The sequence below is a fragment of the Nostoc sp. KVJ20 genome, from assembly GCF_001712795.1.
Taxonomy (GTDB): domain Bacteria; phylum Cyanobacteriota; class Cyanobacteriia; order Cyanobacteriales; family Nostocaceae; genus Nostoc.
In genome coordinates, this window is sequence record NZ_KV757634.1 from 1 (window position 1) to 26,472 (window position 26,472).

Sequence of the window (26,472 nt, forward strand, 5' to 3'; positions counted from 1 at the left end):
GAGACTGGGAACGAGGAAATGCTTATCAAGCTAGGTTTTTAGGACTTGTGTGTACACCGTAGCGATGCCTTGGGGAGCGTTTGCTTTACTCAAATGCGGGGTGGGGTTATTTATTTTTGATTTATGAAAGAGGTCTCTTGAAAGTGTCGCAGCTGGGGTTGCGTTTAATTCGTTTCGTCTCGCCAGCTAATCGTTTTTGCGATGTCTACGATGGGCTACACCTCAATATGCTTGGGTTAAAGACGAATGACCTTAAGTTTTGGGTTGCTTGGAAAAGCAAGACGAAGCTGACTTGACTCAAGCATTTCCAAGTACCGAGTTACAACATCAACTAACATATAGGAATCATACTGAATAAGACTTTCACTCTCATCAGTCGTTCAAAATTTAAGTCGGATTCCTATAGATTTTTTTCAAGAATTCAAGACTGCTCCAATAATTTTATCCGTTGCCACCAACGGTTTAGGGGATAATAAATTACCGGTGCCCATAAACTACTAAGAATGGCAGAGGCAAGAGCGACACGCTGGTAATACGTCCAAATATCTGTCACCTTACGCTCATTGCCTATCAAAGTTAATTGCAACCCAAAGATAGTTTCTGCCAAAACCGCCATAATAAAGACAATTACAGCAATCGAAATAAAATCTTCTTCGATAAAACGCTGTTTCTGGAGCAGACTAGTTAAAATTCCCACTATACCTAAACTGAGGGCATGAGTAGGGTTAGGTGATGTCATTGAATCTTGAAGTAATCCTAGAACTATACCTGCCAATGCTCCGGCAAAAACCGTGCGCTTCACACTCCAAGCTACCACCCAAATTAACAGCCAGTTAGGGCCAATTCCTAATAATTCCATACCTGGGAACCGGGTTGGTAATAATAGTAAACATAACAGTACAGATCCAATCGTCACTATCCAACCCAACAGCTGACGTATGCTGGGATGCCAACGAGAAAGCGGCTGGATTTGGAATTTTGATTTTCGCTTTCGTTCTGACGATTTTGGCTTTTTCTGCCTGCTACCACCAAATGCAGGAATCTTCATTTTTCTATGGATTTTCAAGGAAGAATTTACTTAGACTTTTGTGGCACTTGAGTTGCCGACTCTTGGTTTTCTGGCTTTGGATAAACAGCTACCCAATCGAGAGAGCGGATTGGCGGAAAAAGTTCTATTTTTGCCACTGATGCTGGGAGTTTCTTTAAATCTAGTGACTTTATTCGTCCTACTGCCAAGCCGGATGGAAATTTCTGACTATAAGTAGATGTGGAAACTAAATCTCCCACTTTCACATTTGGGACTTTTTCATAAAATTCCAGCACAGCTTCCGCAGAAGAATCTCCTCGCAAAACGCCTTTAGCTGCCGTGCGGCTAATGGATACACCCACTTGACTCTTGAGATCACTGATTAACAACACGCGACTAGTATTGGGTGTTACATTTTCTACTAAACCCACTAAACCGCCATCAGCCTTGACTATGAAGCCTTCCTGAATCCCTGCATTCGCACCGCGATTCAGGGTAACTTGTTGCCACCACTGATCAGCACTACGGCCTATCACCCGTGCTGGAATTGGCCGTGATGCTAGAGGCTCTTTTTCTACATAGCCTAATAAATCTTGTAGCTTTGTCTTTTGACTTTCCAAATCTACTATACGGGTTTGCAATTCTGATATCCGGGCATCTCTAAGACGTTCTTCTGGAGTTGGCCCTGACTGCAACATCTCTAACGGACGGGTAATTGCCTGGTATGTCTCAAGCACCAATTCACCTTGAGTCTGTCGCAATATCCAAGCACTACCAACTACTAGAGCTAACAACCCGATTTGCAATCCTTTACGATCCCACCAACGCCGTATTGTCATCATATATACCTTTGTATACTTATATAAATTAAGTTCTACTTGGATTCTATTTATATAAAACCCAAATAGAACTCAAATAGAACTCAAGTCTGATATTTTTTTTGTTACATATTCCGAGAGCTTTCGGTGACAACTCGTTCCAACTGTTTAAAGTTTTCTAACACACGACCTGTTCCCAGCACAACACAGCTTAAAGGATCAGCTGCAATGTGGGTTACAATCCCTGTTTCATGGCTAATGAGGGTATCTATGCCTTTGAGCAAAGCACCACCACCAGCTAACATAATACCTCTGTCAATGATGTCTGCTGCTAGTTCTGGAGGTGTACGTTCCAGTGTCCGCTTTACAGCTTCTATAATGACTGATAGCGGTTCCAACATACTTTCACGGATTTCTGGGGCTTTGATTGTTACAGTTCGCGGTAGACCAGAAAGCAGGTGTAAACCTCGGACTTCCATCATGGCGTCATTATCATCATTAGTCGGATATGCAGAACCAAGCCGAATTTTGATATCTTCGGCAGTACGTTCACCAATAACTAAGTTATGAACTTTCTTAATATACTGAATGATCGCATCAGTCAGTTCATCTCCAGCAATGCGTACTGATTCACTAATCACCGTACCTTGAAGACTCAGCACTGCAACTTCTGTTGTGCCACCACCGATATCAATGATCATGTTGCCTGTCGCTTCGGCAACAGGTAGTCCTGCACCGATGGCCGCAGCTACAGGTTCATCGATTAAATAGACTTTTCTGGCTCCTGCTTGGTGAGCTGCATCCATTACAGCTCGCCTTTCTACTCCTGTGACACCACTGGGAATACCAATGACAATCCGGGGTAAAACTAAAGACCTACCTTCATTTACACGCTGAATAAAGCTTTTCAGCATCAGCTCGGCTATATCAAAGTCAGCGATTACACCATCCCGCAAAGGCCGGAGGGCAATCACATTTCCAGGTGTGCGACCGAGCATTTTTTTGGCTTCTTCTCCGACTGCTAGTGCCACCTTTTCGTTGACATCGATAGCAACTACAGAAGGCTCTTGTAGTACAATACCTTTACCAGATACATAAACCAGGGTGTTAGCGGTACCGAGGTCGATACCCATATCCCATGATGTGCGAAAGTTCCTAAAAATGCCCACGCTTCTCTAAGCCCCCTATGTGCGATACTTTTTGACTACAACGGTCAGAGTTAATCGTGCCAGATTGGATTACGTTTGTATCCTGAGTTGAGTAAACTAGACTATATTTTTATATGATTCCCAGGAATATTTAGTATGTCTCAGGCATCTGTTTTTTGATATTCTCTGGTTAGCTTAGTATATCCGTATACTTTTATGTGTTTCTCCAAGTAGTGTGTATAATTTTTCAAGTCAACTATATTGTTAACTGTTTAACACATTATTTTCAAGTGTTTCACAATTCGCTATGATGAAAGTCTAAATTGCTAAGTACATTTGTACTGAAAAGGTAACGTAGATGAGTATCAATATTGTCACTCTTGTTGGTCGTGTAGGCGGCGACCCTGATATAAAGTATTTTGAGTCTGGTAGTGTGAAGTGCAGACTGACACTAGCGGTAAAAAGGCGATCGCGCAACAGCGATGAACCTGACTGGTTCACGTTGGAGTTATGGGATAAAACGGCTGAGGTAGCAGGTAATTATGTCCGCAAGGGAAGTCTAATTGGCATCAAAGGTTCCTTGAAGTTTGACACATGGAGCGATCGCCAAACAGGAGCAAACCGTTCTACACCGATTATTAGAGTAGACCAACTAGATTTATTAGGCTCTAAGCGAGATGGAGAGGGTGGTACTGGAGATATGTCTTCAGAACATTTTTAATTGGGAATTGGGAATTGGGCATTGGGCATTGGTCATTGGGCATTGATTATTAGTCCTTTATCTTGACAAAGGACAAAGGACTAATGACTAATGACTAATAACTAATTTGTAGTGTCACCGATGCTTCTATTTCCTGTTCACCACCCACAACAGGGGTGGAAGCATCGGCTAACTTTGCAGCCTCAGCCCGTAAAAACATGGGTGGCCGAGGTGGAGTAGCATTATTAACTTGAATGCTCACTATTTCTTTGGATTTAAAACCCAAGGCACTGAAAACAGCATCAGCTTGCTGCTGGGCGTCTTGAGTAGCTTCTTTTAATGCTTGTTTTTGAGCAGCCGCGATCGCTTCATCATTCGCAACAAAACTAATACCGTTAATTTGTGTCGCACCTGCTTTTACTGCATCATCCAATAATGTCCCAGCTTGCTCAACAGGAATGCTAAAACTCACAGTGTTATTGGCAGCATAGCCTGTAATTCGCTGTACATTATCGGTGTAGCTATAAACTGGGTTGAGCCGGATACCAGTAGTTTGTAATTTTTCAACATTTTTGCTCTTGAGGAACGCAACTACAGCCGATGACCTGCGGGCGGCTTCTTGCTGTACCTCCTGTGCTGTTTTCCCCTGAATCTCCACTCCTAAACTGACTTGCGCCAGGGTTGTAGGAATTGTTTCTACTCCGCGACCACTGACACTAAGGGTTCGCCACAATTTATCTTTTTCTTGCGCCAAGGCGGGCAGTGTCAAAGTTACACATACCAGCAAGGCTAAAGGCAGTATTTTCCACAAGTTTCCAGATGGAAATTGAGAACCGGTTAAAGCGGCTCTAGTCATAAGATTTGCACTCCTCAAAGTATCCACAGATGTTTTTAATAAACGTATATAGCAATCTTCTGGTGGCTGTTGAGAGTCAACAGCTACCACAAGTTTTTCACAACTCAAGTGCGATCGCTAGATACGATTTGTATGTTCTTACTTTGACACTGCGATCGTCAAAAGCTGAAACGGTTACATTTTTTGAAACTAAAAAAATTACACTAGCTTTTTTAGAGATTTTGTCGTGGCGTATTAGCTGCTGAAACCTGAACCAGAAAGGCAGCGCTTGATTAATTTGACAAATGGCACAAATTAATTTGATCAAGCTGCCCAAGCATCTCCATCGGTAGACGTTTTTGAGAAACGCGTCAAAATCAAAGAGAAGGATTTTCACGGAACCCATGTATTTGTTAAATCCAATCAACTTCTCTTTTCCTCTGCTGGCTACCGCAACAGAAACCGCGGACAGTTCAATGGTAATAGCAGCAGTGCTACTAAGCTTAGTAGTCATTTATCTCGCCAGCAAAGTTGGTGGAGAGTTATCAAACCAAGTGGGTTTGCCACCTGTATTAGGCGAACTAGTAGGTGGTGTAGTAGTAGGTATCTCTGTTTTCCACCTTTTAGTATTTCCAGAAGGCAGCACAGACAGTTCTAACTCTTTGATCATGTCCTTCCTTCAAATCACTGGTGGTTTAACGCCTGAAGCCACTCCAGCAGTGTTTGCCGCTCAGTCTGAAGTCGTTTCCGTTTTAGCAGAATTGGGTGTGATCATCCTGCTGTTTGAAATCGGCTTGGAGTCGAATTTAAAAGACTTAATCGCAGTTGGTATCCAAGCCACTGTTGTAGCAATAGTGGGGGTAGTAGTACCCTTTGCTGCTGGTACTGTGGGACTGATGACTTTGTTTGGTATTAGTGCTGTCCCGGCAATTTTTGCAGGGGCGGCTTTGACTGCCACTAGTATTGGGATTACTTCCAAAGTGCTGTCAGAGTTGGGACGACTCAATTCTAAAGAAGGGCAGATTATTTTGGGTGCTGCCGTAATTGACGATGTTCTAGGAATCATCGTTTTAGCGGTAGTTGCCAGTCTAGCTAAAGATGGCGTGGTGGATGTCAGCAAAGTAATTTATTTGATTATCAGCGCCACTGGTTTTATTTTGGGAGCAATCCTCCTAGGTAATGTTTTCAATAAGTCCTTTGTGGCGATCGCTGATAAACTCAAAACACGCGGTGAACTGGTGATACCAGCATTCATCTTCGCCTTTGCTATGGCATACCTTGCCGCCGCTATCCACTTAGAAGCAATTCTGGGAGCTTTTGCAGCGGGTTTAGTCCTAGAAGAGACAGACAAGCGCAAAGAATTGCAAAGACAAGTCTGCCCCATTGCCGATATGTTAGTGCCAATTTTCTTTGTGACTGTTGGGGCAAAAACCGATTTGGGAGTGCTAAACCCAGCAATTCCCGACAATCGAGAAGGTCTAATTATGGCAAGTTTCCTGATCATAGTAGCCATTCTCGGTAAAGTAATCACAGGTTTAAGCGTGTTTGGTCAACCGGGAATTAACCGTTTAGCGATCGGTGTGGGGATGATTCCCAGAGGGGAAGTTGGATTAGTGTTTGCTGGTGTCGGCGCAGCCAGTGGCGCTCTCTCAAAACCATTAGGGGCGGCAATTATCATGATGGTTATCTTGACAACCTTTTTAGCTCCTCCCTTGTTACGATTTGTATTTCCAGACCCAAAAGCTGTGGAAGCAGGCTCAGAGCAACTAGTTTTAGACAGTTCTTCTGGGACTTCGTTGGTAATTGAACCACCTCAGTTAAAAGTGCCAGCATCAAATGATAATGGCAATTCGGAAATAACCCCAGAATCTAGCGATCGTTAATCAAAGTCTTGGGTAAATTCTTACTGAGTTCTGAGTAATTTTCGCTCAGAACTCAGGACTCTGAATTCAGTACTATCACTGTGCTATGAGGATGTTGCGATCGTGCAGTGGAAACTTCTCTCTTCAAATTTCCGTCCCGTGTGATTGTAGAATAATCGTCTGTTTATAATTTCTACCAGCATTCGGAATGTTATTTATTTCTAATCTCCCTTGGCCTGTATGCCTTTATCTGAATATTTTCCAGGTAATTGGGGAGTAACACCCATAAATTTTGCTAGATCATCTGACAGTAATGGGAATTATTTACTTAGTGCATTGATGGCAAAAAACAAAAAACAGTTATCAGTGAACGGTTATCAGTTATTAGTTTTCTAGCTTCCTTGGAAGTAACAATTTCTACCTCTAAAGGTGGAAGATTTGACATGGGGATTTAGACCCAAGATGAAACCTGATAACTGATTTTAAATGGTATTACATAAGTCTTCAGGTATCAAAAAAGCATCGAAAGTAAAGTTTAGGTGGTGACGGTGTGATGATTTACCAATGAGTTGAGATATTAACGCCTCCCATGAACGTGAATTAGGAGAAAGGACTGTGAAATTACACTGGTTACTACCCAGCACTATTGGAACTATCTTCATGTTATCGTCGCCGGCAATGGCTGCGAGACTTGAATCTTGGCGCTTTGATGCCAATCAAAACAGGCTGGAAATTAATACTGTGGGAGCAGTTCAACCCCAGGCACAACTAATTTTCAACCCGACTCGCCTGGTAATTGATTTGCCAGGAACTACATTTGGGCGTCCACAAATAACCCAACAGGTGGGTGGTGGAATTCGCTCAATTCGTGTTGGGCAGTTTGATACAGAAACAACACGTATAGTTGTTGAAATCAGTCCTGGTTATACTTTAGACCCTAAACGAGTGCAATTTGTGGGTACAACTGGCGATCGCTGGACGGTGCAATTACCTAAGCCAGAAATCGAGAGAGTAGCTTCATCTCCCACCTCATCTCCGACCTCATCTCCCAGAAGTGCTTACACTGTTGTTACCCCAAACTCTGAGCCGCAACCTGGCATTTCAAGAGTTGCCACTACTACACGAGGGGCGACTCAAATTGAGAGCTTACAAGTCACAGGTGATGGGTTGTTCATTCGCACCAGTGGTAGTAATCCTCCAATTCAGGTAATTCGCAGCCGCGATCGCGCTACCATCTTCATGGATATCTCTGGCGCATCTTTATCACCACGTCTGGCGCAGCAGAATAATATACCGGTTAACAAGCATGGTGTTAGCCGCGTCGAATTCACCCGACTACAAACCCAACCTCCTGGCGTTCGCCTGACTTTGCGGGTAGATAAAAATAGCCCAGACTGGCGAGCAAGTAATAGTAACGGTGGTGGTTTGGTAGTTCTGCCTAGTCGCGTTGTCACACTGCCTGGAAGTAGTAATTCAAATCTATCGGACAATCAGTCACAACCACCCTCTCTACCTAGCAGACTATCTGCTAACAACTCCCCAGCAACAATTGAGTCTGTACAACTGGCTGATAATGGCACACAACTGCTAATTAGAGCCGACCAAACTGTATCTGCTACGGGAGCTTGGGATAGAACTTCTGGTCTGTTCCGCGTCACAATTCCCAATGCCAAGTTAGCTCCCAGAGTTACAGGCCCTACTTTTGCTCCTAATAGCCCCATTCTCCGGGTACGCCTGCAACCACAAGAACCCAACACAGTCGTTGTCTTAGTTCAACCAGCAAGCGGAGTACAACTTGGACAACCCCAGCAAATCGGCGACCAGCTTTTAGCTCTACCAATACAAGGCTCTCGTCGAATTGTGACAATCCCCCCCAGAAGACCTCCTTTTGCTTTACCTCCGCTACCACCACCAAACCGGGGGCCATTCCCAGACCCAAACAATCCCAATCCCCAACCTCCAACCCAACCACAGCGCCGAGTTACCAATGGACGAGTGGTAGTCCTCATTGACCCAGGACATGGCGGTAAAGACCCTGGTGCAGTAGGTCTTGGAGGATTACGCGAAAAGGATGTTATTTTGCCTATTAGCAAAAGAATAGCTCAGGTCTTGCAGCAAAATGGCGTACAAGTAGTTATGACAAGGGATTCTGACTATTTTGTTACCCTTCCAGGACGGGTGCAATTAGCAGAACGAGCTAATGCTGATGTGTTTGTGAGTATTCATGCTAATGCAGTCGGGCCAGGTCGTTCGGATGTCAGCGGCTTGGAAACATATTATTACGACAGTGGTTTGGGTCTAGCTCGGACTGTCCATAACAGTATTCTCCAAGGTGTAAATGTCAGAGACAGGGGAGTGCGGCGAGCCAGATTTTTTGTCCTCAGAAAAAGTTCTATGCCTTCGATTCTGGTAGAAACAGGTTATTTGACCGGTCGAGATGATAACGCTAAACTCAGAAGCTTGGCTTACCAAAATCAAATGGCAGATGCGATCGCTCGTGGCATTCTTCAGTATCTAAAGAGAAGATAAGTAATTTAGTCGAAATTATTGAGTAAATACATCTAATCTTTACCATTTTTATCCAATTTAGTAGTAAAACAATTTAAGTATTCTTGCTGCGGGACAAGAGTAGCTTCTTTGTTATTGTCATCTGATGCTTTGCAAGTCAGCAGATTTTGGATTGGTGTCATGTCACCCACAAGGGGTGAAAGCGCATAGCAGGACGTTAGTCCGGCATGAACTTAAAATAGGCAGTCAAATTTATATCGGCTAATGGCATGGCAAAATCAGAGGAGCGTGCTATATTTTACGCCATTAGCTAGCTGTGTCTTAATAACAGCGCAAAACTCAAGTGTGCGTGGTGACGGTGTGAGGATTTGCCAATATGTTGAGATGTTGACGGCTCCCATGAATGTGAATCAGGAGAAAAGACTGTGAAATTACGCTGGTTACTATCCAGTACTATTGGAACTATCTTCATGCTGTCGTCGCCGGCAATGGCCGCGAGACTTGAATCTTGGCGTTTTGATGCCAATCAAAACAAGCTGGAAATTAATACTTTAGGGGATGTTCAACCCCAAGCACAATTAATTTTTAACCCGACTCGCCTAGTAATTGATTTGCCAGGAACCACATTTGGGCGTCCGCAGCAAACCCAACAAGTGGGCGGTGGAATTCGCTCGATTCGTATTGGGCAGTTTGATACAGAGACAACGCGGATAGTCGTTGAACTCAGCCCTGGTTACACTTTAGACCCCAAAAAAGTACAATTTGTGGGTACAACTGGCGATCGCTGGACAGTGCAATTACCTACTCCAGAAGCCGAAAATGTACCCTCAAGAAATACTGAGGGGCAACAAGAAGAAGTTATCGCCACAGACGCTTCACCGAGAACATCTACACCAACCTTCTCCCCAAGAAATATTTACAATGTGGTGACAACCAACTCTGTCAATTCACCTAGAAACGGAATGGTTGCCGCTAGGGTTACTGAAATTGAGAACTTACAAGTCACAGGCGATGGCTTTTTCATCCGCACCAATGGTGGTAATCCTCAGATTCAGGTAAACCGTAGCAATGATCAGAAGGCAATCAACATTGACATTGCTGGCGCAACTTTATCACCAAATCTAGAGCAACGCGATTTGTCCATTAATCGCTATGGTGTCAGCCGCATTCAGTTCAGTCAACTACAAACAAGTCCATCTGTTGTCCGCCTGACTTTACAGGTAGGCGAAAATAGTCCTAATTGGCGAGCAACTACTAGCAGTGTTGGTGGTTTTGTAGTTCTCCCCAGTCGTGGCGTTGCTCAAGTACCTGGAAGTAACAGTCCACGCCCCGTAGCACCTTCTAACAACTCACCTGCTACCATTCAGTCTGTGGAACTGGCTAATAATGGTACACAACTGTTGATTAGAGCCGACCAAGCTTTATCTGCCATAGCCGGCTGGGATAGAACTTCTGGTCTGTATCGCATTTCCATCAACAATGCTCGGTTGGCTCCCAAAGTTACAGGCCCGACTTTTAATGCTAATAGCCCTATCCTGCGAGTCCGCCTGCAACCACAAGAATCTAATACTGTTACTGTCTTAGTTCAACCAGCAGCCGGAGTACAAATTGGGGAACTCAACCAGGTTAGCGATCAGCTTTTAGCTCTACAATTACAACGCTCTAGTAGTAGTATTACACCGCCCATTACTTTACCTCCCCTACCATCGTCAAACCAAGGTCAATTCCCAAACCCCACAGATAATCCCCGTCCCACTTCTCAGCCACGCCCCTCGGTTCCCAGAGGGAAGTTGCTAGTAGTGATTGACCCAGGACACGGTGGCAAAGACTCAGGTGCTCCTGGTCTGGGTGGACTATTAGAAAAGGATGTAGTCTTACCTATTGGTAGAAGGGTAGCGGCAATTTTAGAGCAAAATGGTGTACAAGCGATACTCACGCGGGATGCTGACTTTTTTGTAGAACTTCAGGGACGGGTAAATATCGCCGAGCGAGTTAACGCCACTTTGTTTGTGAGCATTCATGCTAATTCGGTTGATGGTCGTCCAAGTGTGAATGGCTTAGAAGTCTATTATTACGAAAGTGGTTATGCTCTGGCTGAAGCAGTTCGCAATTCTATTCTCCAGAACATCGGTACTATCAAAGACCGAGGAACCCGCAAAGCTAGATTCTACGTTCTCAGGAAAAGCTCCATGCCTTCGATTTTAGTGGAAACAGGCTACATGAGTGGTTATGAGGATAACCCCAGATTAGGAACACCAGAGTATCAAAATCGGATGGCAGAAGCGATCGCTAGTGGCATCCTAAAATACTTAAAGCAGAGGTAATATAGTACAAATTACTAATTAAAGAGGTGGTATTTAAACTTCTTTTATTTGCAGAATTTAGTGGTCAATTTGGAGATTGTCTGCTAAATTCTGTATTTTAAATCCCAAATCCTAAATTTATATCTGCCTGTGTATTCATCTTCCATTTTTGAAGGGAATCTTGACGATTTTTCTGATCAAGAACCCCAACGTGCCCCAATTGGCATCTTTGATAGTGGTGTGGGTGGGCTAACGGTATTGCGACAACTATATCGGCAACTCCCCAATGAATCAATTATTTATTTTGGGGATACAGCTAGACTTCCTTACGGAATTCGTTCACAAGCAGAAATTTTACGATTTACGCGTGAAATTATTACCTGGCTACAACAGCAGCAGGTAAAAATGGTAATTATGGCTTGCAACACCAGTTCTGCTCTAGCCTTAGAAACCGTGCGTCAAGAATTCAGCATACCCATTTTGGGAGTGATTTTACCGGGTGCAAGAGCGGCGGTGCAGCTAGGAAAGCGGATTGGTGTAATTGCCACTCCAGCCACGGCTAAGAGTAATGCTTATAAGCACGCCATACTCGAAATTGCTCCTGATGTCCAAGTCTGGCAAGTTGGATGTCCAGAGTTTGTGCCACTGATTGAGCAAAATCGCATTCACGACCCTTACACTGCCGAAGTAGCACGAGCCTACTTAGAGCCTTTATTAGAGCAGGAAATTGATACCTTAGTCCACGGCTGTACCCATTATCCCCACCTTACACCAGTACTGCGATCGCTCCTCCCCTCTCAAGTCCAGTTAGTTGATCCAGCTGTTCATGTTGTGGCAGCTTGTGCCCAAGAGCTAGACTTACTAGGCTTAAAAAATACTCACTTACCACTACCAACTCGCTTCGCCGTCAGCGGTTGTCCTCAACAGTTTTCCCAGTCAGGAGTGCAGTGGCTAGGCTATACCCCAATGGTTGAAGAGGTTTGCTTCACTGATACCGCTATTTCCAAACTTCAATAAAACTAATTAGTCTTTAGTCCTTAGTCCTTAATCTTTTAATCAAAACAAATGACCAAGGACAAAGGACAAATGACTATTGACTATTAACTGATATCTCCTGCTTGTGTTTTCCCTCAGTAGATGAAGGGAAACTTGTAGGAACAGTCTTTGTACCCGTTCGCTTCGCCAGTGCTAATAACAGGTAGACTGTGAACAAATATCCAGACGCTAAAATAAAAATCATCATAGGTATACTTCCGTAAATCATTGTTCTACTAGCACCCTTCTAAACGAATATAAAATTCCATAAATTAGTAGAACCTCAGCCAATCAAGTGCATTCTTGATGGCTGTAGTTTCCTATGGTAAAATTACCTATAGAGATAAAATTCTCTACGGACAAAGAATTTATTGTCTGATGCGACTTTTTGCAGACCATAGATCCCACAGCAGTTAGTTTGCCGTTTAGCAATCTAAAACTACGATTCTCAGCGGTCTACTTGATCTGCTTTATTGCTGCTCAAACTGCTGTGACAAGAGCAATGCTTGCGCTCAACGTGCGCTGAAGACGTGTAGCAGCCTCCCATAGGGATATCACATAGCTCCAAACCAGGAGTTTCGCTTACCGTAGGAAAAATTAAAGAATTTATTCCCTTAATCTTACCGACGAATATTTATTTTAGACTCACAATACCAACTCAGTAAAATCAACTAGTAGCTGACTTAACTTTTGGGGTGTGAATATCTGAAAAATTTAAAATTCCTACATTTTAGCGTAACACAACGACCCTGAATTTGAAGCCCAATCGACTGCTAAATTTCAAATTTTTTGAAGAGCTATGACTCAATCTGAAAAAACTTAGCCTTACCCATTGGCGAAAAATTTAAATTATATCTATTTTGTCAATAGGTAATGTTACTTAACTTTTGTTTTGAACTGTGGCGATAAAGGGGAGATGAGAAACTACTTAATACAATTTCATCTGATATTTATTCTCATGTACTGAAAATTTATGTTTTAAGTTAGTTTAAAATCTGAGTTCTCACAAATTAAGCACAATTACTTATTGACAAACCTATTCCTAACCTTAATTATCACCCATAGACTCATAAATATGGTATTACCTTATGAAAACTTTGCGCTGGCACAGGGTTATCTTAAAATGAGTATAGGATATGTAAACTTTCGTAACCTAAGTCAGAGTCCGCCCATCCATGACCCCAGCCACCTCCCTGTTTACCCCTGTGGAAGCAGACCTGCGACTACTAGCAGATAACCTAAAACAGCTAGTTGGAAACCGCCACCCCATTCTGTTTGCAGCAGCCGAACATTTATTCGGAGCTGGGGGAAAGCGTATCAGACCAGCAATTGTCCTGCTAATATCGCGGGCAACAATGTTAGAACAAGACATTACACCACGTCACCGCCGCCTAGCTGAGATTACAGAAATGATTCACACAGCAAGTTTGGTACATGACGACGTGGTAGATGAATCAGACGTGCGGCGAGGCGTTCCTACCGTTCATAGTTTGTTTGGGAACCGCATTGCCATCTTAGCAGGAGATTTTCTCTTTGCCCAATCATCCTGGTATTTAGCAAACTTGGATAATTTAGAGGTGGTGAAACTGCTCTCAGAAGTCATTATGGATCTGGCTACTGGGGAGATTCAGCAGGGACTAAATCGTTTTGATGCTGGTATCTCTACTGAAACTTACATTGAGAAGAGTTACTACAAAACAGCTTCGTTAATCGCCAACAGTTCTAAAGCAGCTGGATTGCTCAGTGAAGTCTCACGAGAAACTGTTGAGCATCTGTATAGCTACGGTCGTCATTTTGGTATAGCATTTCAAATTGTTGACGACATTCTAGATTTCACCAGTACAACAGATACCTTGGGTAAACCAGTGGGGTCGGATCTCAAAAGTGGTAATCTGACTGCACCAGTTTTATTTGCTTTAGCAGAAAAACCATCTTTGGAAGTGCTCATTGAACGAGAGTTTGCTCAAGAAGGTGATTTAGAGCAAGCACTAGCATTAATTCAAGACAGTCAAGGTATACAGCAGGCGCGAGACTTAGCTGCTCACCATGCTAAGTTAGCAATTGAACATCTTGCAGTTCTCCCACCCTCAGAATCCCACCAGGCATTGATTAACATAGCTGAGTACACACTGAGTCGCCTCTATTAAATCAGTTCTCATTTATCGGGTAGAAAGTGGGGATTTAGACCCAAGTGAAACTTTCCACCTGTTATTAAGGGAACTTCAAAAAGTTCTGCAATGCCTACGCTAAAACTCTAATAAGCTGTTCAAAATAAGTTTTGACATTGAAGTAAGGACGACGCCAGTGCGGTCTTGGGATGCATCCCAAGACCGCACTGGCTCATTTGTGTCTCGTGTCACTTTCCGCGACGCTCGATAGCGTAGCGTTAGCGTCGCAGGAGCGTCTGACTCGCTCTAAGCGTACTCCTACAGAGAAGCAAGCTACGCAGTAGCGTCTCGTAGAGAAGCCATGCCGTTGGCGAAGCCTCTCGTAGAGAAGGCTTTACGCTGCGCTATCGATACAAATCTTTTTAGACCAGTGGGCAATAACCCACAACTAAAGTTTTTATTAATACTTTTTTCATAAAAGCCTTCTGCTCTCTGCCTTTCTTTGTAACACACTCTATTGGTATGACAGATATTAGCTAATGTTAAAAACCTTTAGAAATTATAAGTTTATAAGCATAGCCGAATTAATTTTTTATCCACCAATTGATAGTTAAAATGATATAAATTTAATTTTAAATGTATCAATTAATATGCCAATAAAAATTCTAATATTAATTATGTTTTTTAGTAGTAGAATTAGCATTTTGTTATGAGATTACATAGTAATTATTGACAATGAAGCTTATTCACACATTAAAATCTTTTTCTTGTAAAGGTTTTAACGCTGGAATTTGTCAAAAAAACGATTGCTATCTTTGAGAAAAAATACTTATGCTCATTGATGATGTTAATAAGAATGTGCTGTCAGATAAACAGCTAAACGTCACTTCAATATCCTCATTAGATAGCTTTAAAGCGAAGGATGACTACAGCCTCAACTTCAGCGGACGTAGTAGCCATAACTCAACTTCCACAAACGTGCAGTTGCTAAATAACGGTGACTCCGAAAATAGCATTAATGCTACTGCTAATGCTTTTAGCACTGGAAATTATAACTCCACCAATGGCTATGGCTTGATTAATGGGGCAGCAGCAGTGGCTAGAGCTACTGGTCATAATACCTTTGCTGATGTTCCTAATCTTGGTGGCAATAATTGGGGAGCAGACCTTGTTAAAGCACCGGAAGTTTGGGCACATGGATACACAGGTCAAGGTGTTGTTGTTGCTGTTGTAGATACTGGGGTTGACTACAACCACGAGGATTTGAGGAATAATATCTGGACAAATGCCAACGAAATTGCAGGTAACGGTATAGATGATGATGGCAATGGTTATATTGATGATAATTACGGCTGGAACTTCTCTGGTAACAACAACAACACCCTAGACATAAACGGTCATGGCACTCATGTTTCCGGCACGATCGCAGGAGAAAATAATAACTACGGTGTCACTGGTATTGCTTATGATGCCAAGATTATGCCCGTCAAAGTTTTGAATGACTCTGGCTCTGGTTCCTATAGTTCTATCTCGAAGGGTATTCGCTACGCTGTGGATAATGGAGCTAATGTAATTAATCTCAGTTTAGGAGGCGCATCTGCCAATCGTACTCTAGAGTCAGCTATTAACTATGCCAGCAGCAAAGGAGTGATTGTTGTCATGGCAGCAGGTAATGATGGTGACTCATTACCAGATTATCCCGCCCGTTATGCATACAAGTCGGGAATTGCAGTTGGGGCAGTAGATAGAAATAATAATATGCCCGACTTCTCTAACCGTTCTGGAACGGATGAAATCGCCTACGTCACAGCCCCAGGAGTTAGGGTCTATTCTTCAGTTCCGAATAATCAATATGCCACTTATAATGGCACTTCTATGGCTACTCCCCACGTTGCTGGTGTAGTTGCTCTAATGCTTAGTGCTAACCCCAACCTGACTGATGCCCAAGTACGTCAGATTGTCACAGAGACCGCAGAAAATACTACATCAACTACAAGCTCTAGGTTTAATATTTCTAGTGTCAGTTCTCTAGCGAGTCAGGTGATTGCAGAGACAGCAAGAAATAATACACAAAGTACAATCTCTAGTTCTAATAGTTACAATTTTGCTTCTCTAGGGAGTCAGGCAATGTCTGGCGACAACCTGCTACGCGTCTATACACAAACCGCAAGTTATCTCACATCACAACAGACAATTTCTAGTTTTAATAATTCCGATGTCGGTTCTCTGATTGGTCAGGCAATTACAGAAACGGCAAAATATTTGACACCAGAAACCATCGCTAGTTTTAATAATTCCGATATCGGTTATCTGATTGGTCAGGCAATTACAGAAACTACAAAATATCTGACACCAGAAACCATCGCTAGTTTTAATAATTCCGATATCGGTTATCTGATTGGTCAGGCAATTACAGAAACTACAAAATATCTGACACCAACCGCAGGTAATAACGGATTAGCCAATCCAGAATTATGGTCGCAATTTCAAAACTATGAGAAGATTCTGGGCAGCACAAACATGGATAGCAATGAGGATGAAAATAATCTTGATTTTGGCAAACTACTAGAGGAAATGCAAAAACAAATAGATCAGTATAGAAAATTTTTGGGTATGGTTTGAAAATTGTAGCGATTTGCAGTTCAGTTCAATAATGGTTGGTTAAGAAAATCAACCAACCAACTCGTCTGTTGTGAATGAATGTAAGGGTTTAGCATTGCTAAACCCTTACGTTTTAAGTGTGGGTTGTGGGATGCGTAGGTGTAGCCAACCCAGGTATCGCTTTTTGTGAATCGCTTTAAAACTGGAATAAAAACAGGAGAGGCTACAAACCTACCTAACCGAAAATGCCTCGTTGAACCGTCGGGTCACAGGCTCAGTGATGAATGTCAAAATTGACTTTTTGCGAGTTACAATTTCACCTGTAGCGGCCATCCCTGGTGTAAATGCTACTTCCTGACCCCGCACGTTTACGGTGTGTTTACTTAACTTAATTCTTGTAGGAAAAACTAAGCCTAATTCTTTATCAATAATTGCATTCGGACTGACTTGCATTACTTCGCCCTCCACAATGCCAAATTCCTGGAAGGGGAAAGTTGCCATTTTCACTTTTGCTTTCATTCCTTGACGAATAAACCCAATATCGCGGTTGAGAACTTTCACTTCTAGGAGCATTTCTTCCCCTTCCGGCAAAATTGACACCAATTCTTCACCCACTTGTACTGGCCCTTTAGTGGCTTTGACTCTGTAAATCGTACCCGCAACTGGAGCCTCAATGGTTTCTAATGCTTGCTGTTTTCTCGCCTGTTCTAATTGACCTTGAACAGTTGTCAGTTCTTCTTTACGCTTGTTGAACTGGGTCAAAATTTCACTTTGGCGTTCTGATGCTACACGCTGGGCCTGACTGCGTGCAGCGTTGTAAGCTTGTTCTGCTTGGCGAATTTCTTGGGCTTGGGCAGCAATATCTTTTTCTAATGATGTGACTTTATCTTGAGCCTCTGTGATTCTATTTTGGGCGTTAATCACTTCATCTTGTGATCTAGTGATTTCTGTCTTTGCACGAGTTAATCTTTCTTGGGCATCCAAATAATCGACACGAGGTACAGCGCCAGGAGTAATTAGGGTGCGTAAGCTTTTTTCCCTTTCTTCGGCGAGAGCCAAATTACTTTCAATTTTAATCCGAATGCTATCTGCGTTGGCAAGGTTGGTTTTAGCATTTGCAACGCTGGTTTTGGCATTAACTAAGTTGTCTTGCAATCTAGTCAACCGGACTTTGGCTTGATCAATAAGTGCTATTTGGCGATTTGCTTCTGCTTCCGCCCCTGCTTGACGCGCTTGATAGTCTTGCAAACGGGAGTTTAAAAGTTCATCTTGTACTTTCGTCCCAGTAGTTGTACCTCCAGTACGTTCTGCATCCAAACGTTGCAAATCGTCCTGAATTAATCTCGTAGATTTGGCTAGGCGGGAAACATCGGTTTTCTGCAAGTCTGGATCTTTTTGAATCAGAATTTGACCTTTAGTAACGCGATCGCCTTCTTGCACTTTGACGGCGACAATTGAGCCTCCACCCAAGGATGTCACCGGTCTTACCTGTGTGGAAGCAATTAATTCCCCTGGTGCTGTTGCTACTTCATCTATTTGTGAGAAGTATGCCCAAGCGATCGCTCCAAATACGATGGCGCTCATCGTTCCCGCTAATAATCTAGTGTACAGGGGTGGCAATTCCTGTACCGCTTTACCTAATTCATAAGTGAGTTGTTCTTCTGGTTGTGCAAATCGCTCTTTTGTCTGACGTGCTTGAGCAGCATTTACCATATATTTTTGTCCTTTGTCATTCGTTATTTGTCATTTGTCATTTGTCCTTTGTCCTTTGTCATTTGTCCTTTGTCCTTTGTTATTCACTAATGACTATTGACCAATGACTAATGACTATTCAAACTGCTAAATAGCGCCGCAAAAAATTTTCTAGTGTCTCCAATTTAAAGTTATAAATCGCCTCTAAATTGGCAATTTCATCTTTTGTACAGAAAAATTCATTTGCTAGCAATGTGCGATAAGTTCCTAAAGCTTTTTGGATTTGGGGATTAAATAAACCCAATGCACTCTGTAACCCATCAATGACAAATAGTGGTGAGTTAATTATTACTGGCTCTTTAGTAAAGATCCGACCAAAAATCCGGGGAATATCTTCTCGCAATAAAATCTCTGGGCCTCCGACGGGTAAAATCTGGTTACGAGCGCCTTCAAATGTCACAGAATCCACGACTATCCTTGCCAAATCATCGGTACTGACAATTGAGGTACGGTTTTTGCGATCGCCAATTAGCAGATACAATCCTGTTTCGCGAAACCGTTCTACTAATGGCAGCAAGTTAGATGCTAATCCAGCTGGGCGTAAAATTGTGTAATTCAAGCCACTAGCTGCCAAATATTGCTCTACTGCCCGTTTGGCTTTGAACACAGGAGCGTCTTCATAACCGCGATCGGCTCCCAGTACGGAAATGAAAACAAAATGCTCGACGCCATTGGCTTTTGCTTGGTCAATAAGTTCAATATTGGCGCGGTAATCTAAAGATAGGGCATCGCTATCAGAACCGTGGGCGCTGATAATATACTGGACACCTCGGCTAGCTTTCTGGATATCTTTTTCGTGTAGCAAGTCACCAATAAAGATTTCTGCACCCCGGTGTTCTAACTCGCTGTAGCGCGAGTTAAGGCGGACAAATGCCCGCACAGACTGTTCTCGTTGCCGTAGGAGTCGCACAACTCTGCGACCAATTCCTCCCGTTGCTCCAGTTACCAGAAACATATAAATACCTTAATTGAATATTTCAGCGTTTATAGTTTTTGAAATGCTCGATATATGCTCAAAATCTGATAAGCATTCAACAAAGGTACGAGCATATTTTTATACTTTGTTACCATGCTCAAGATATTCTCACCAAAACAGGGAGTGGGGAGTCGGGAGTGGGGAGTCGGGAGAATATTGAAAATACCCTACTCCCTTATAGTTTGAAGCCTCCCCTTTTTAGGGGGAATGTTGAGAAAAAATTGTCAAAAGAAGCACGCAGTGCCGACACACGAGATGTCGATATCAAATCCCTTGTTTTCAAGCAGGGGTTTCCTTACTCCCTCTTCCCTACTCCCTACTCCCTCGTTAAGCCAACTAAACCAATAAGTCACACCTTATCTATCTTAATACTGTAAAAATTATCCCCCATATCTTTGTAGATGTGGGGGATAGGGTAATGGGATTAGTTTTACTCGCTCAACAAATCAATAGCTTGTTCAACTGACATCTTAGCCTTCTAGGAGAGAGAAATAGAAGAGAGGTTTTCCATATACCGTGAAAAGTCAGCTTTTTAATTGTCGCTTGTAGGGCAGGGAACAGACTTTTCTCCTGACCAATCTGTAAGAGTATCTTCATCTTTATAATGTCGGGGAGTTTGCAGCAGCAAGTACCATGCCTCCCCAGCATCCAATAAATTAAAGCGTTCAGGATAGTGAGTTTCTAACAAATCCCTAACCAGACAATAGTAATCAGAGTTCATTCCTGGAAAAATATGATGTTCAGTGTGGTGAGAAAAATTTAAATGCAACAGGTCAAATATTTTATAAACCCGCAGAGACATACTATTAATCAGTGGATCGTTAACGCTGGTCATCCTACAAAGTAAATGATTTGTATAAATATAAAACATTACTCCAGCATAACCAAGTGCAATTGGTAAAAAGTAACCAAGTATGAGCTTTATGGGTTCAAATTGGAGATAGATGAGGATACTCAGATGAATCATTATCATGATTACTAATTCCCCTGCGATCGCCCGACGATCTTTAGGACTGACTGTAAATGCAGCCGGAACATAATCGACGGATTCGTGATTGAAAAATAGCACAGATGTCAGATTGCGAAAAGTATGTACTCCCCAAGCAGAAGTCATTCCCACTGTGAACCATATCGGATTGACTTCAGTAGAAGGCACAAACAAGTCCTGAATCCATTTTCCCCAGGTTGTAGGCTGTTCATATAAGTAATTGCGATCAGGGTCGCCCAAATCATTAGTGTGATTATGATGTACTCGATTATGAACTGCCTTCCACAACGTTGGTGGCATCCACAACATTGTTAGCCCTAAAAAGCTAATAATATAAGATAATCGGGCGTTTTTAATCACGCTACCATGCATCAGATCGTGAGTGCTAAATAGTAAGACAACCACGCTGTTGCCCATAACGATGCTTAGAGGTAGATAAAGCCATAAAAGATATGGCGACCAACAATCTAGCCGAGCCGCTATCATCCAACCTAGAATCAAAATTGCCAGATTAATGAACAAGATAACTAATTTACTTGGATCGGGGATAAATGCTTCCGGTGGCATTAGGGAACGTAATTCTTTGGCATATATTTTCTGATGAATTAGTTTCTGCTCGGTACTAATAGTCATAAATCATTGTCACGTAAAGAATTTAAGCAAGCACAGTTTTGCGGAGAATCGTAGTCTTTTAAACTCGGACGATTCAATTCGCAGTAGGTCAGCTTATCACCATATCACAAAATATTTTTACAAGAGATATATTGCAGAATTTTGCCTCATAATAAATTCTGCGGCTCATAGCGAAAGTCATGTTAAACTGGCTGAAATTACTGTTTTACAAGGATTTTATGCTGGTAAATACACAAGTTGAAAAAGCCCGATTTTCCTTTTTTCTCTTGTTACCATGCAGAGTAGGGGAACAAGGAAAGTCTCATCAAGCTAGGCTTTTACAATTTTTGTGTACACTGTATGCCAGGGGCTAGACAAAAGTCTGTAAAAAGGTTTCCTAATTTGCAATCCCCCTACATCTAAAAAGATGCAGGGGTAGTCATGAAATATTGATTATTAATCAATTTGTGGGCGCTATTCACCAAAAATTTGGGTCTGTTCGCGAAGCGTCTCGTAGAGAAGCCCCGTCTTTTGAAGACGGCTTTTTATCATCGGTGACAGGACTTTAAATGAGTAATGAGTAACGAGTAATGAGTAATGAGTGGATGAGAAATGGGTATTTACTCATTACTTATTACTTATTACTTATTACTCCAGAATCACCGACCCTTCTTTCTCGGTGAGTATGTCACCGATTAATCCCACTTACCGCAGGTGTGATGTCTACGATGGACTACTTACGCACTATCTATGCTTTGTATAAGCAGCCCATCTTAAAACTATTCAGATGCTTTGTTATTAGCTCTATTGGCACGCGCCTCAGCTGAAGCCATCACTTCATCCATATTTTCTAAGACTTCGCCAGGGAAGTTTTCCAAAACTCTGGTAGAAAGAGCAACCCGCCCTTTCCCCTCATCTAAGTCAATAATTACAGCTTTAATTGGCTGACCAACTTGAAATACTTTTTCAAGAGATTCAATGAATTTTTGGCTTACTTGCTTAATATGAAGCAAGGCGCTCATACCACTTAAATCAACAAATACACCAAAAGGTTTGATGCCGGTAACTTTGCCTTCCACCAGTTGACCTAGTTCTAATAAACTGAAGTTGCTAGAACGAGTTGCTAAACGTTGAGAAAGAATGAGTTTATTGGTGTTTTTATTAATTTCCAAAAAGCCCACAGTCAGATTTTGACCTTTGAGTGCTTCTAAATTATCACGTTCGGCGAGGTGCGATCGCGGAATAAATCCCCGCAAGGAGAGAATATCGACGGTTACACCACCTTTATTCACACCCATAACCCTTACTTGCACAGTTTGGGCATTTTCCTGCATTTCGGCCAATCGTTCCCAGATGTGCTGAATTTCCAACTGCTTTCGAGAAAGGGTGACTTGACCTTCTGCATCCTGATCTCGGATAATCAAAAACTGCATTTCCTCTTGCAATGGCAGCACCTCCGATAAATCGGTAACTGCTCTCAAAGAAGCCTCATCGCGCGGCAGAAAAGCTGACGACTTGCCACCAATATCCACATAGGCCCCATCATGGTCAAGTTGGAACACTTTACCATGTACAATCTGTCCCTTTTGAAATTGGTAGTCGTGCTTTTCTAGTGCTTTGGCAAAATCGTCCATTGTAAATGACGAATTGGCTGTTTGAGAAAGTTTCGATTCGGAATTCATGACTTTTGAAGATTAATTGTTATTTGATATGGTGCCACTGGAGTTTAGATTGTCATTTGTCACTTGTCGTTTGTCATTCGTAAGTTGTCCTTTGTTATTCACTAATGACTAATGACTAATGACAAACTTGCCTGCGTATGCTTCAGTTTAGTTGACTAAAGAGTTGTTTTACTTGCTCCCAAGCATCGGCCGCAGCTTTAGGATTATAACTGGCGCGATGGTCACAGAAAAATCCGTGATCAGCTCCATCGTAGCGAAACACGCGATGAGGAATTTTATATTTTTCTAACTCTGCCTCAATCTCGTCTACTTGTTCCGTTGGGATGCTAGCATCTTCTTTACCAAAGAAGCCATATAGAGTACCTGGAATTTCTCTGGTACGGGTGACAGTGGGAGCGCCACCTCCTGGTGTACGGGTGGTAATTCCAGCACCGTAGAAGGAGGCTGTAGCTTTAATATCTGGCAAAGTGGCTGCAAGATATGCGACATGACCACCAAAGCAGAAGCCAATACAGCCAAAGCCATCTTTTTTCACTTGGGGCAGATTTTTGAGGTAGTCAATTGCTAATTGAATATCGCTCAATAACTCTGATGCTTGAGTCTGCATGGCGTAGCTTCTGCCAGTTTCAATGTCTTCGGGTGTGTATCCGGTTTCAAAGCCGGGAGCAATCCGTTGAAAAAGCGCAGGTGCGATCGCTACATACCCAAGTTTGGCAATCTGTTCTGTAACTTCCCGAATGTGAACGTTGACACCAAAAATCTCTTGTAATACCACCACTCCTGGGTAAGAACCAGGTTCTTTTGGCTCTGCAAGATAAGCAGACACTTGAATATTATCTTGCAAAAGATTAACCGTTGTGGTAATTGTTGCTTGCTCTGTCATAATAATTTTTACCAGTGCTGTGTAATTAGCTGTGTGTTTATTTGATATAACTATGCCAGTATGCCCAGGTTATTCCCAATTAAATTATCAATTACCAATAGTGAGCGCATTAGAAATTTCTACCAGAAAAACTTTATATGTAAATAAAATATTCAATATGTAGCAAATGCATCTAGACACCAAAATAGTGCTGAGTTAAAAGTGCTGAGTAGGCAAGCAACACTTAATACTCAAACCTCAGCACGGGCAAACGCCCCGTTAACAGCACTCATCAGCACTTAGTATTCAGGAGGTTTGGTGATGATTCAATTCCGTATTCAGCCAGACAGCGAAATTCCGGCATCAACCCAGCTGTTTAATCAAATCAGGTTTGCGATCGCTTCCCGGCAATATCCCCCTGCTTACAAGTTACCAAGCACACGGGCGCTAGCAATGCAAACTGGGTTACACCGTAATACCATTAGCAAAGTTTACCGTCAACTAGAAGAAGACGGATTTGTTGAAAGTATGGCTGGTTCGGGAATTTATGTTCGTCCCCAAGGTCATGAGGGCGGTAGTAGACTGCAATCACCAATACTCAAACAAAATCCTGATGCATATCAAGTTGTCCAGAAAGCACTCGATGATTTGCTCACCCAAGGATGTTCACTCAATCAAGCCAGGGAGCTATTTTTAGCGGAAATTGACTGGCGCTTGCGTTGTAGTGCGCGGGTACTGGTTGCAGTTCCATCTTATGATATGGGTGCTGGTGAGTTGATGGTCTATGAATTAGAGCGATCGCTAAAAATCCCAGTCCAGTTGGTAGCAATGGAAGAATTAACAGCTGTGTTAGATAAAACTACCTCTGCGACAGTCGTCACAAGTCGGTATTTTATCAGTAATGTGGAAGCGATCGCAGCTCCAAAAGCTGCACGAGTAATTCCTTTGGATATCTACGACTACAGCAAAGAACTCAGCCTCTTGAAAACTCTACCAAAAGAAAACTGTGTTGGGATAGTTAGCCTCAGTTCCGGGATTGCACGAGCAGCAGAAGTCATCCTCCACGGCTTGCGGGGCGATGAACTACTGGTGATGACTTCGCAACCAAAAGATGCTTATAAACTTCAGGCAATGGTTAAACGGGCTGAGGTAATCATCAGCGATCAAGCCAGTTTTGCGGCAGTACAAGCAGCCGTGCAAGCCTCTGATGAAGATATTATTCGTCCACCAAAGCTGATTAAGGTTGAGAATTATATCGGCGCTAACTCGATTAACTTGCTAAAACGAGAACTGGGTTTAAGTTAATTAAAACTTACGCAAAATATTTCTCAAACTCTCATTCTCTGTGCCCTCTGCGCCTCTGCGGTTCGTTATTCTCCAACTCGTACCAGTCCTATTAATCTCAAGATAATTCGACCAACATCTTTAAGAGCAACTGATACAGAAGGGATAAAGTAGTGCAAATTGTGATTGTGGGCGCAGGCCCAACAGGTGTAACCCTTGCCCTGCTTCTTGTAAAACGTGGTATTGCTGTAACGTTAATTGAAGCAGCAAAAGACTTTCATCGTGTATTTCGCGGCGAAGGATTAATGCCCAGTGGCTTAGATGCTCTAGAGCAAATGGGTCTATCGGCATTATTAGAACATATTCCCCATCGGCAACTCGACGCGTGGGAATTCATTATCGGGGGCAAGCAGTTGTTTCGAGTTGATGAACCAATGGGGGCAACTCAACCCTGTACACTGGTTTCACAACCACCACTACTAAAAGCACTGATTTCGGAAGCTCAAACCAATGATGGGTTTGAATTTATCCAAGGTATTCCTGTCAAGGATTTATTGTGGAGTAACCAACGTGTCGCAGGTGTAGTACTGAGCGATGGAAGAGAATTTGCTGCTGACTTAGTGGTTGGGGCAGATGGTAGAAATTCCCTTGTGCGACAACGTATAGGATTAGAATTGGTACGCCAGCCCAAAAATATTGATATTCTCTGGTTTAAACTTGCCGCCAGCCCTGAGTTTGCAGCCGATAATGTGTTTCGTACTATTGTAAATGGCGATCGCGTATTTACCATCTTTCACGGAGCAGAATCAGGAAAACTACATCTGGCTTGGGTGATGTCAGCAACCGAAAATACTGACTCCAAACAAGCCAACTGGGCAGAGATTTTTGCCTCACTATCACCCTCATGGCTAGCAGAGCATTTCCGTAATCATGCAGACACTATCGAATCCCCCATTCGGCTCTCTGTTGTGGTGGGTTATTGTCCCCAATGGCACGCACCAGGGGTACTGCTTTTAGGTGATGCTGCACACCCAATGTCTCCCGTCCGTGCCCAAGGAATTAATCTCGCATTCCGTGATGTGATTGTCGCCGCTAATCATCTTGTGCCACTGTTGCAAAAAGAAGCTGGACACCAAGATATTGACATGGCACTGTCGCACATCCAAGCAGAACGTGAGCCAGAAATTATCCGCGCCCAGCAACTCCAGTTAGAAGAAGCTGAACAAGGCGAACTACTGCGAAAAAATGCACTGCTGCGATCGCTGTTGATTCAACTTGCCCCCTTACTCCGTAAAATAATTAAAAAGTCTTGGTTAAGGCGACAATATAAAATGCGTCAAGGTATCACACAGGTACACTTAAGTGTCTAAA

At 42.7% G+C, this 26,472-nt stretch carries 19 protein-coding genes; 10 read left to right on the forward strand and 9 right to left on the reverse strand.

The annotated features are described in order from the left end of the window. Nucleotides 1-421: 421 nt before the first annotated feature. The 3 genes from mreD to A4S05_RS19155 form a co-directional block, all read right to left on the reverse strand. Nucleotides 422-1,048, reverse strand: a complete 627-nt coding sequence (gene mreD, locus A4S05_RS19145) for a rod shape-determining protein MreD (RefSeq protein ID WP_069071392.1) — start codon at nt 1,046-1,048, stop codon at nt 422-424. A 26-nt stretch (nt 1,049-1,074) separates the two neighbouring features. Next, nucleotides 1,075-1,869 (reverse strand): rod shape-determining protein MreC, encoded by a 795-nt coding sequence (gene mreC, locus A4S05_RS19150; RefSeq protein WP_069071393.1) that lies wholly within the window; start codon nt 1,867-1,869, stop codon nt 1,075-1,077. Between the two features lie 101 nt (nt 1,870-1,970). Beyond that, nucleotides 1,971-2,978 (reverse strand): rod shape-determining protein, encoded by a 1,008-nt coding sequence (locus A4S05_RS19155; RefSeq protein ID WP_069071394.1) that lies wholly within the window; start codon nt 2,976-2,978, stop codon nt 1,971-1,973. A gap of 373 nt (nt 2,979-3,351) precedes the next feature. Here A4S05_RS19155 and A4S05_RS19160 point away from each other — a divergent pair, with 373 nt between their 5' ends. Continuing rightward, a complete protein-coding gene (locus A4S05_RS19160; RefSeq protein WP_069071395.1) occupies nt 3,352-3,714 on the forward strand; it encodes a single-stranded DNA-binding protein in 363 nt (120 codons plus the stop codon). A 94-nt stretch (nt 3,715-3,808) separates the two neighbouring features. Here A4S05_RS19160 and A4S05_RS19165 read toward each other — a convergent pair whose 3' ends face one another. Further along, nucleotides 3,809-4,549, reverse strand: coding sequence for an SIMPL domain-containing protein (locus A4S05_RS19165; protein WP_069071448.1), 741 nt, complete (start codon nt 4,547-4,549; stop codon nt 3,809-3,811). Between the two features lie 29 nt (nt 4,550-4,578). Here A4S05_RS19165 and A4S05_RS40410 point away from each other — a divergent pair, with 29 nt between their 5' ends. The 7 genes from A4S05_RS40410 (at nt 4,579) to A4S05_RS19200 (ending at nt 16,966) form a co-directional block, all read left to right on the forward strand. After that, entirely contained in the window at nt 4,579-4,794 is a 216-nt protein-coding gene (locus A4S05_RS40410) for a hypothetical protein (RefSeq protein WP_141699755.1), read from the forward strand. A gap of 138 nt (nt 4,795-4,932) precedes the next feature. After that, entirely contained in the window at nt 4,933-6,411 is a 1,479-nt protein-coding gene (locus tag A4S05_RS19175; protein ID WP_069071397.1) for a cation:proton antiporter, read from the forward strand. A gap of 594 nt (nt 6,412-7,005) precedes the next feature. Next, on the forward strand, nt 7,006-8,919 hold the full coding sequence (locus tag A4S05_RS19180; protein WP_069071398.1) for an N-acetylmuramoyl-L-alanine amidase: 1,914 nt from the start codon (nt 7,006-7,008) through the stop codon (nt 8,917-8,919). A 404-nt stretch (nt 8,920-9,323) separates the two neighbouring features. Further along, nucleotides 9,324-11,222, forward strand: coding sequence for an N-acetylmuramoyl-L-alanine amidase (locus A4S05_RS19185; protein WP_069071399.1), 1,899 nt, complete (start codon nt 9,324-9,326; stop codon nt 11,220-11,222). A gap of 129 nt (nt 11,223-11,351) precedes the next feature. Continuing rightward, the gene (murI, locus tag A4S05_RS19190) at nt 11,352-12,218 is read left to right on the forward strand and encodes a glutamate racemase (RefSeq protein WP_069071400.1); all 867 of its coding nucleotides are present in this window, start codon (nt 11,352-11,354) and stop codon (nt 12,216-12,218) included. 1,193 nt (nt 12,219-13,411) lie between these two features. Continuing rightward, nucleotides 13,412-14,383: a solanesyl diphosphate synthase gene (sds, locus tag A4S05_RS19195; RefSeq protein WP_069071401.1), complete on the forward strand. Its 972-nt coding sequence runs from the start codon at nt 13,412-13,414 to the stop codon at nt 14,381-14,383. 792 nt (nt 14,384-15,175) lie between these two features. Then, nucleotides 15,176-16,966 (forward strand): S8 family peptidase, encoded by a 1,791-nt coding sequence (locus A4S05_RS19200; RefSeq protein ID WP_069071402.1) that lies wholly within the window; start codon nt 15,176-15,178, stop codon nt 16,964-16,966. Nucleotides 16,967-17,176: 210 nt separating this feature from the next. Here the strand turns inward: A4S05_RS19200 and A4S05_RS19205 are convergent, their stop codons facing one another. The 5 genes from A4S05_RS19205 to A4S05_RS19225 all read right to left on the reverse strand — a co-directional run bounded on the left by A4S05_RS19205 (nt 17,177) and on the right by A4S05_RS19225 (nt 23,838). Beyond that, nucleotides 17,177-18,658, reverse strand: a complete 1,482-nt coding sequence (locus tag A4S05_RS19205; protein ID WP_069071403.1) for a beta-barrel domain-containing protein — start codon at nt 18,656-18,658, stop codon at nt 17,177-17,179. A 118-nt stretch (nt 18,659-18,776) separates the two neighbouring features. Then, nucleotides 18,777-19,652 (reverse strand): SDR family oxidoreductase, encoded by an 876-nt coding sequence (locus A4S05_RS19210; protein WP_069071404.1) that lies wholly within the window; start codon nt 19,650-19,652, stop codon nt 18,777-18,779. Nucleotides 19,653-20,205: 553 nt separating this feature from the next. Continuing rightward, nucleotides 20,206-21,294: a fatty acid desaturase family protein gene (locus A4S05_RS19215; RefSeq protein WP_069071405.1), complete on the reverse strand. Its 1,089-nt coding sequence runs from the start codon at nt 21,292-21,294 to the stop codon at nt 20,206-20,208. 758 nt (nt 21,295-22,052) lie between these two features. Beyond that, a complete protein-coding gene (locus tag A4S05_RS19220; protein WP_069071406.1) occupies nt 22,053-22,955 on the reverse strand; it encodes a S1 RNA-binding domain-containing protein in 903 nt (300 codons plus the stop codon). A 142-nt stretch (nt 22,956-23,097) separates the two neighbouring features. Then, entirely contained in the window at nt 23,098-23,838 is a 741-nt protein-coding gene (locus A4S05_RS19225) for a dienelactone hydrolase family protein (RefSeq protein ID WP_069071407.1), read from the reverse strand. Nucleotides 23,839-24,138: 300 nt separating this feature from the next. Between A4S05_RS19225 and A4S05_RS19230 the strand changes: the two genes are divergently transcribed. After that, nucleotides 24,139-25,122 carry a GntR family transcriptional regulator gene (locus A4S05_RS19230; protein WP_069071408.1) on the forward strand — a complete coding sequence of 328 codons (984 nt, stop codon included), beginning with the start codon at nt 24,139-24,141 and terminating at the stop codon, nt 25,120-25,122. Between the two features lie 152 nt (nt 25,123-25,274). Beyond that, on the forward strand, nt 25,275-26,471 hold the full coding sequence (locus A4S05_RS19235; RefSeq protein ID WP_069071409.1) for an FAD-dependent monooxygenase: 1,197 nt from the start codon (nt 25,275-25,277) through the stop codon (nt 26,469-26,471). Nucleotide 26,472 lies beyond the last annotated feature (1 nt).

Coding starts and splice junctions, on each gene's coding strand:
- mreD (WP_069071392.1), bottom strand. CDS start 1,048: ATGAAGATTCCTGCATTTGGTGGTAGCAGGCAGAAAAAGCCAAAATCG.
- mreC (WP_069071393.1), bottom strand. CDS start 1,869: ATGATGACAATACGGCGTTGGTGGGATCGTAAAGGATTGCAAATCGGG.
- A4S05_RS19155 (WP_069071394.1), bottom strand. CDS start 2,978: ATGGGTATCGACCTCGGTACCGCTAACACCCTGGTTTATGTATCTGGT.
- A4S05_RS19160 (WP_069071395.1), top strand. CDS start 3,352: ATGAGTATCAATATTGTCACTCTTGTTGGTCGTGTAGGCGGCGACCCT.
- A4S05_RS19165 (WP_069071448.1), bottom strand. CDS start 4,549: ATGACTAGAGCCGCTTTAACCGGTTCTCAATTTCCATCTGGAAACTTG.
- A4S05_RS40410 (WP_141699755.1), top strand. CDS start 4,579: ATGTTTTTAATAAACGTATATAGCAATCTTCTGGTGGCTGTTGAGAGT.
- A4S05_RS19175 (WP_069071397.1), top strand. CDS start 4,933: ATGTATTTGTTAAATCCAATCAACTTCTCTTTTCCTCTGCTGGCTACC.
- sds (WP_069071401.1), top strand. CDS start 13,412: ATGACCCCAGCCACCTCCCTGTTTACCCCTGTGGAAGCAGACCTGCGA.
- A4S05_RS19200 (WP_069071402.1), top strand. CDS start 15,176: ATGCTCATTGATGATGTTAATAAGAATGTGCTGTCAGATAAACAGCTA.
- A4S05_RS19205 (WP_069071403.1), bottom strand. CDS start 18,658: ATGGTAAATGCTGCTCAAGCACGTCAGACAAAAGAGCGATTTGCACAA.
- A4S05_RS19210 (WP_069071404.1), bottom strand. CDS start 19,652: ATGTTTCTGGTAACTGGAGCAACGGGAGGAATTGGTCGCAGAGTTGTG.
- A4S05_RS19215 (WP_069071405.1), bottom strand. CDS start 21,294: ATGACTATTAGTACCGAGCAGAAACTAATTCATCAGAAAATATATGCC.
- A4S05_RS19220 (WP_069071406.1), bottom strand. CDS start 22,955: ATGAATTCCGAATCGAAACTTTCTCAAACAGCCAATTCGTCATTTACA.
- A4S05_RS19225 (WP_069071407.1), bottom strand. CDS start 23,838: ATGACAGAGCAAGCAACAATTACCACAACGGTTAATCTTTTGCAAGAT.
- A4S05_RS19230 (WP_069071408.1), top strand. CDS start 24,139: ATGATTCAATTCCGTATTCAGCCAGACAGCGAAATTCCGGCATCAACC.